Annotated in this window: 5 protein-coding genes; 3 read left to right on the forward strand and 2 right to left on the reverse strand. The window is 70.1% G+C overall.

The window, feature by feature from the left end:
* From FNH05_RS39815 to FNH05_RS30740, 3 genes are all read left to right on the forward strand, one after another.
* On the forward strand, positions 1–1,200 hold a 1,200-nt coding region (locus FNH05_RS39815; RefSeq protein WP_222426755.1), incomplete at its 5' end, for a Stk1 family PASTA domain-containing Ser/Thr kinase.
* 262 nt (positions 1,201–1,462) lie between these two features.
* Entirely contained in the window at positions 1,463–2,704 is a 1,242-nt protein-coding gene (locus FNH05_RS30735; RefSeq protein WP_246128032.1) for a wax ester/triacylglycerol synthase family O-acyltransferase, read from the forward strand.
* 32 nt (positions 2,705–2,736) lie between these two features.
* A complete protein-coding gene (locus FNH05_RS30740) occupies positions 2,737–3,285 on the forward strand; it encodes a 2'-5' RNA ligase family protein (protein WP_144592356.1) in 549 nt (182 codons plus the stop codon).
* Between the two features lie 37 nt (positions 3,286–3,322).
* Here FNH05_RS30740 and FNH05_RS30745 read toward each other — a convergent pair whose 3' ends face one another.
* Positions 3,323–4,714, reverse strand: coding sequence for a class II 3-deoxy-7-phosphoheptulonate synthase (locus FNH05_RS30745; RefSeq protein WP_246128030.1), 1,392 nt, complete (start codon positions 4,712–4,714; stop codon positions 3,323–3,325).
* A gap of 75 nt (positions 4,715–4,789) precedes the next feature.
* Entirely contained in the window at positions 4,790–5,518 is a 729-nt protein-coding gene (locus tag FNH05_RS30750) for a trypsin-like serine peptidase (protein ID WP_425458505.1), read from the reverse strand.
* Positions 5,519–5,583 lie beyond the last annotated feature (65 nt).

Below are 5,583 nucleotides of genomic sequence, written 5' to 3' on the forward strand. Positions count from 1 at the left end.
CCCACGCCCGCACCCACTTCCGCTCCCGTGCCCGCACCCCAGGCATCCTCCGTGCGCCCGCCGTGGGCGGTGGGGGACGCCGAGCGCACCGTTCCGGCCATGTCCCCGGTGGCGCCGCCGCAGGCGGACATGCCGACCGCGTTCACCGCCGCGGCCCCGATGGCGGGCCCGCGCGGCACCCGGGCCATGGTGCGCCCGCCACAGGCGCCACAACCACCGCAGCCGCCCCGGACAGGCCAGTCGCCCGTCCCGCCGCAGGAACCCGGCCCCGGCCTCTCCGGGGTCAAGGCCAAGCTGACCGCGCTGCTGCGCGACAAGCGCGCCCGCTGGGCGGCGGGCGGTCTGGCCGCGCTCGTCCTGCTCATCGTGGTGCTGTCGTCGCTGTCCGGAGGACCCAAGTCCTCGCGCACGGTGACCGTGCCCCAGGTGGCGGGCATGGATCGGGCGACGGCGGCGAAAACCTTGAGTGACAACGGTTTTTCCGCGAAGTTCACCCAGCAGCGCAACAACACGGTGGCCGCGGGGCTGGCCGTCCGCAGCGACCCGTCCGCGGGCACCGGCGCCCTGCGCGGTACCGAAGTCACGGTGGTGCTCTCGACGGGACGGCCCACCGTGCCCGACATCGGCGCCAACACCTCGCTCAACCAGGCGGAAACGGCCATCATCGCGGCCGAACTCGTCCCGGCGCACGACGAGAGCGCCGACCAGTACAGCACCACGGTGGCCGAAGGCAACGTCATTTCGGTCAGCCCGCAGCCCGGCACGCAGTTGGACCTGGGCTCGAAGGTGACGATCGTGGTGTCCAAGGGGCGGCCGCCGCAGCCTGTGCCCGACGTGACCGGAATGTCCCACGACGACGCCTTCACCCTCCTGCGCCAGCAGGGCTTCGAGCCCTACGACGCGGGCGCGGACTTCTCCCAGAACGTACCGGCAGGCAGCGTCACCCGCACCACTCCCGCCGCAGGCGGGCAGATCCAGGGAAGCAGCCTGCGCGTCGGGGTGTACGTCTCCAACGCCGTCCAGGTGCCTTCGGTGCTGGGCCGCTCGATCGAAGAGGCCATGCAGATCCTGCAGCAGGCCGGTCTGCAACCGGATCTCAAGGGACGGGACCGCGGCTTCGGCCTCATCATCCAGCAGGAACCCAATGCCGGAGAACTCGTGAAAAAGGGCAGCAAGGTGAATCTGAGGGCCATTCCGTAATCACCCAGAACAGGTCACCGGAACAGGTTTTTCCCACAGCTCCCTCGTCCTATGTGGACAGTTTTTCCACCTTTAGAGTGAAGGGAGCTTCTGTTAGCGCGCCGGAAACACAGCGACTACGCTTTCGTCATGTCCCCAAGCTGCAGTAGTAGAGACCTGCATTCCTGACATGACCAGAGAAAGGTCGGCCATGGCCGGGCACCAACTCAGCGGGCTCGATGTCGCATTCCTCTGCCTCGAAGGAGAAACCAGCCCCATGCACATGGGGGCCGTCGTCGTCTTCCAGCCGGAGGCGCCGGTGGACCCGGCCCGGCTCGCCGCCCTGCTCGCCGAGCGCGCCGCGAAGATTCCGCGGTTGCGCCAACGCGTGACCCCCACACTTTTCCCACCCGGTGGCGCGGCCTGGACCGAGGACCCGGACTTCGATCCGGGGGCGCACATCCGGGTCCACCGCCTCGGCGAGTTCTACGAGGAGGACCCGCTCGCCTCCTACGCGGCCGAGTGGATCGAAAAACCACTCGATCTGGACCGCCCGCTGTGGGAACTGAGGGTGGTCACGGGACTGCCGGACGGCAGGTTCGCACTGCTGCTCAAACTGCACCACGCGTTCACCGACGGGGCCGGCGCTTTCGCGGTCGCGGTGGGCCTGCTCGACGAACTTCCCGGAGCCAGGGCGATTCCCAGGCCGAGCGCGCCTTCGGCCGCGCCGCGCTCTCGCAACCCGTTCGACCTGATCAAGGGGGTGATCAGCGAAGCGGGTGAGAACGCCGTCATCGCCTCGGCAATCCTTCGCGCGGCCAGACCGTTCCCGGTCTCGCCGCTGGCCGCCCCGGCCTCCCCGAGCCGGCGCCTGAGCTTCGTCCGGCTCGACCTCGGGGACGTACGCCAGGTCCGCCGGGCCCACGGCGGCACCGCGAACGACGTGATCCTGGCCGTGCTCGCCGGAGCCCTGCGCGAGTGGATGGCGAACCAGGGCCGTCGAGTGGACGGCCGCCCGCTGCGGGCACTGATCCCCGTCAGCACCCGGCTCCGTGACGGCGGTTCGGGAGCCAACCAGCTTTCCGCTTACCTGTGCGAGCTTCCCGTCCACCTCGAAGACCCCGTGCAACGCCTGCGCGAGGTGCGCGCGGCGATGAACCGCCACAAGGCCGCGGGACCGCTCGCCGGAGCGGGCGCGGTGCCGGTGCTGGCCGGACGCATCCCGCCGCAGGTGCACCGGCTCGCCACCCGTTTCGCCGGGCACGCCGCCGGACTGCTGTTCGACACCGTGATCACCAACGTGCCGCTGCCCAAACTCCCGCTCACCCTCGACGGCTCCCCGCTGCGCGAGGTGTATCCGCTGGTCCCGCTCGCACCACGGAACGCGCTGGGCATCGCCGCCGCCGTCTACCACGACTCCGTCCATATCGGACTCCAGGTGAACGGCGCCGCGGTCACCGACACCGGCTCGTTGCGGGATGCGGTGGTGAAATCCGCGGCCGCCCTCTACGAGCAGTCGCTCTGACGATCAGGCCCGGCGTAGGTCATGATTGAGCCATGCCGGTCCCGCCCTGGCTTCGCGACGCCACCCGAAGCGCGATCATCGTTCCCGTGCCCGAGACCGAGCCGCTGGTGACCACCCACCAGCGCGCCCTGAACCGCACCGGCCCCTCGCTCGTGCCCGCGCACGTCACCGTGCTGTACCCGTTCGTGCACCCCAGCCGGATCACCGCGGCCGTGGTCGCCGAGGTAGCCGAAGCGGTGGCCGGGATCAGCGCTTTCGAGTGCGTTTTCGCCCGCGTCCGGTGGTTCGGCGACGAGGTGATGTGGCTCGAACCCCATCCCGACGAGCATTTCCGCACCCTGACCAGGGCGGTCTGCGAGCGCTTTCCCGGCCACCTGCCCTACGACGGGGAGCACCCGGACACCGTGCCGCACCTGACCGTGGCGGACCGCCGTACCGGCGACCTCGTCGGCAAGCGCCGGGCCGCGGCCGGGATCGCCGGTGCGCTGCCGATCCGCGCCCGCATCGACCGGATCCGCCTCGTCGCCGGAGCGGACGAGCACGGCCCGTGGCGCACCATCACCGAAATCCCCCTCGCCTAGAACCTGTGTCGCAGTGGTTTGGGTGGCGACGCCGTTCTCAGCCGCGGAGCATCTCCGCGACCAGGAAGGCCAGTTCGAGTGACTGCTGGGTGTTCAGGCGCGGGTCGCACGCGGTTTCGTAGCGGCCCGCCAGGTCGAGGTCGGAGATCTCCTGCGCCCCGCCGAGGCATTCGGTGACGTCCTCGCCGGTCAGTTCGACGTGGATGCCGCCGGGGTAGCTGCCCAGCTTGTGGTGCACCTCGAAGAAGCCCTGCACCTCGTCGATGATCCGGTCGAAGTGCCGCGTCTTGTACCCGGTGGAGGACTCGTGGGTGTTGCCGTGCATCGGATCGCACTGCCAGATCACCTTGTGGCCGGTCGACTCGACCTTCTCCACGATCGACGGCAGCACGTCGCGCACCTTGCCGTTGCCCATCCGGGAAATCAGCGTCAACCGGCCCGCTTCGTTGCGCGGATCGAGCCGGTGCACGTACTCCGCGGCCTGCTCGGGCGTGGTAGTGGGGCCGATCTTCACACCGATCGGGTTGGCCAGCAGCTCGGCGAAGGCGATGTGCGCGCCGTCGAGCTGGCGCGTGCGCTCTCCGATCCACAGGAAGTGGGAGGACAGGTTGTACAGCTTCGGGTTCGCCGCGTCGGTGGAGTCCAGGCGCAGCAGCGCGCGCTCGTAGTCGAGCAGCAGCGCCTCGTGGCTGGCGAAGATCTCGGTGGAGTGCAGCGAGGTGTCCGTCACCCCGCAGGCCGCCATGAACCGCAGCCCGCGGTCGATCTCCGCGGCCAGCGCCTCGTACCGTTCCCCGGCGGGCGAAGTCCGCACGAAATCCTTGTTCCAGTCGTGCACCTTGGTCAGGTCCGCCATACCGGAGGCGGTGAGCGCGCGGACCAGGTTCATCGCCGCCCCCGCGTTCGCGTAGGCGCGGATCATCCGGCCCGGGTCCGGCACCCGGACCTCGGGCTTGGCGGTCAGCGAGTTCACGATGTCCCCGCGGTACACCGGCAGGCCCAGCGCGTCCGTCGCGTTCGACCGGGGCTTGGCGTACTGGCCCGCCATCCGGGCGACCTTCACCACCGGCAGGCTCGCACCGTAGGTGAGCACGACCGCCATCTGCAGCAGGGTGCGCAGGTTGGCGCGGATGTGCGGCTCGGTGTTGGACTCGAACGTCTCCGCGCAGTCCCCGCCCTGGAGCAGGAAGGCCTCGCCCCGCGCCACCATGGCCAGCCTGCTGCGCAGCCGGTCGATCTCGATCGGGACCGTGATCGGCGGCACGCTCTCCAGCACCGCGCGCACCCGGCGGGTGGCGTCGGCGTCCGGCCACTCCGGTTGCTGCGCCGCCGGGCGGGCCAGCGCGTCGTCGAGCCGCTGCCGCAGTTCGGGCGGCAGCGGGGGCAGTTCGGGAAGTGTGTCGACGGGGACGTCCACTGTCCAGTTCACGACACCCAGGATATGGGGTCCCGGGCGGGACCGGTCACGGGGACGCCCGGCAGGTCGAGCACGAACGGGGGGCCGCTACCCCGCCTGCGCGGCGTTGTACAGGTTCTGCGCGTCCGCGCCGAAGTACGGCCCGAACATGTAGCCCGGCATGAAGTTGTAGCCGAAGCTGTTCACCGAGTTCTGCACACCGGTCCCGGTGGACTCGTCGAAGCCGATGAACCACGGCCCGCCGCTGGAGCCGCCGGTCATGTCGCAGGAGAGCCCGTTGTCGTTGCTGAACAGGAAGTCGGTGAACGCGGTACCGGCGCAGTAGATCAGCTTGGTGCCGTCGTAGGGCGAGGCCGCCGGGTAGCCGAAGCTGTACATCGTCTGGCCGCGCGCCTGGTTGAAGGCGATGCCCTGGCCGCCGACCACGTCCGTGAGGTACCGGCCGCCGAGCGGGTTCACCACCGCCGCGCCCACGTCGTAGTTGATGTCCTCACTGGCTTCCCACTGCGGCGTGGTCATCGTGCTCTTGGCGGCCCATTGGCCGTACGGTGCGTTGCCGTTGTCGTAGCCGGGGACGAACACCCAGTTGGTGTGCCAGCTCCCCTGGTACTTGACGCAGTGGCCGGCAGTGATCACCACGCTGCGGTTGCCGCTGGTGACCGCGTCCCCGCTGCACGAGGCCTTGGCGCCGTTGAACAGGAAGAAGACCCGGCCCGCGGTGTGGGTGACCTTGCCGCCGCCGGTCCAGGCCGCCCCCGAGGTGGACGAGGCGGCCGGGATGAGCGTGGGCAGGCCCGCGGCGACCGTGGCCAGCACCCGGCGTGCTGGCTCCACCCGGGAAAGCCGTGAAGGGCCCCTTCACGGTCGAAACGACCGTGAAG

It is taken from the genome of Amycolatopsis rhizosphaerae, assembly GCF_007713715.1.
GTDB classification, from domain to species: domain Bacteria; phylum Actinomycetota; class Actinomycetes; order Mycobacteriales; family Pseudonocardiaceae; genus Amycolatopsis_E; species Amycolatopsis_E rhizosphaerae.

What these genes read in the sequence shown, in the direction of transcription:
- FNH05_RS30740 (WP_144592356.1), top strand. Translation starts at nt 2,737, where the DNA reads ATGCCGGTCCCGCCCTGGCTTCGCGACGCCACCCGAAGCGCGATCATC.
- FNH05_RS30735 (WP_246128032.1), top strand. Translation starts at nt 1,463, where the DNA reads ATGGGGGCCGTCGTCGTCTTCCAGCCGGAGGCGCCGGTGGACCCGGCC.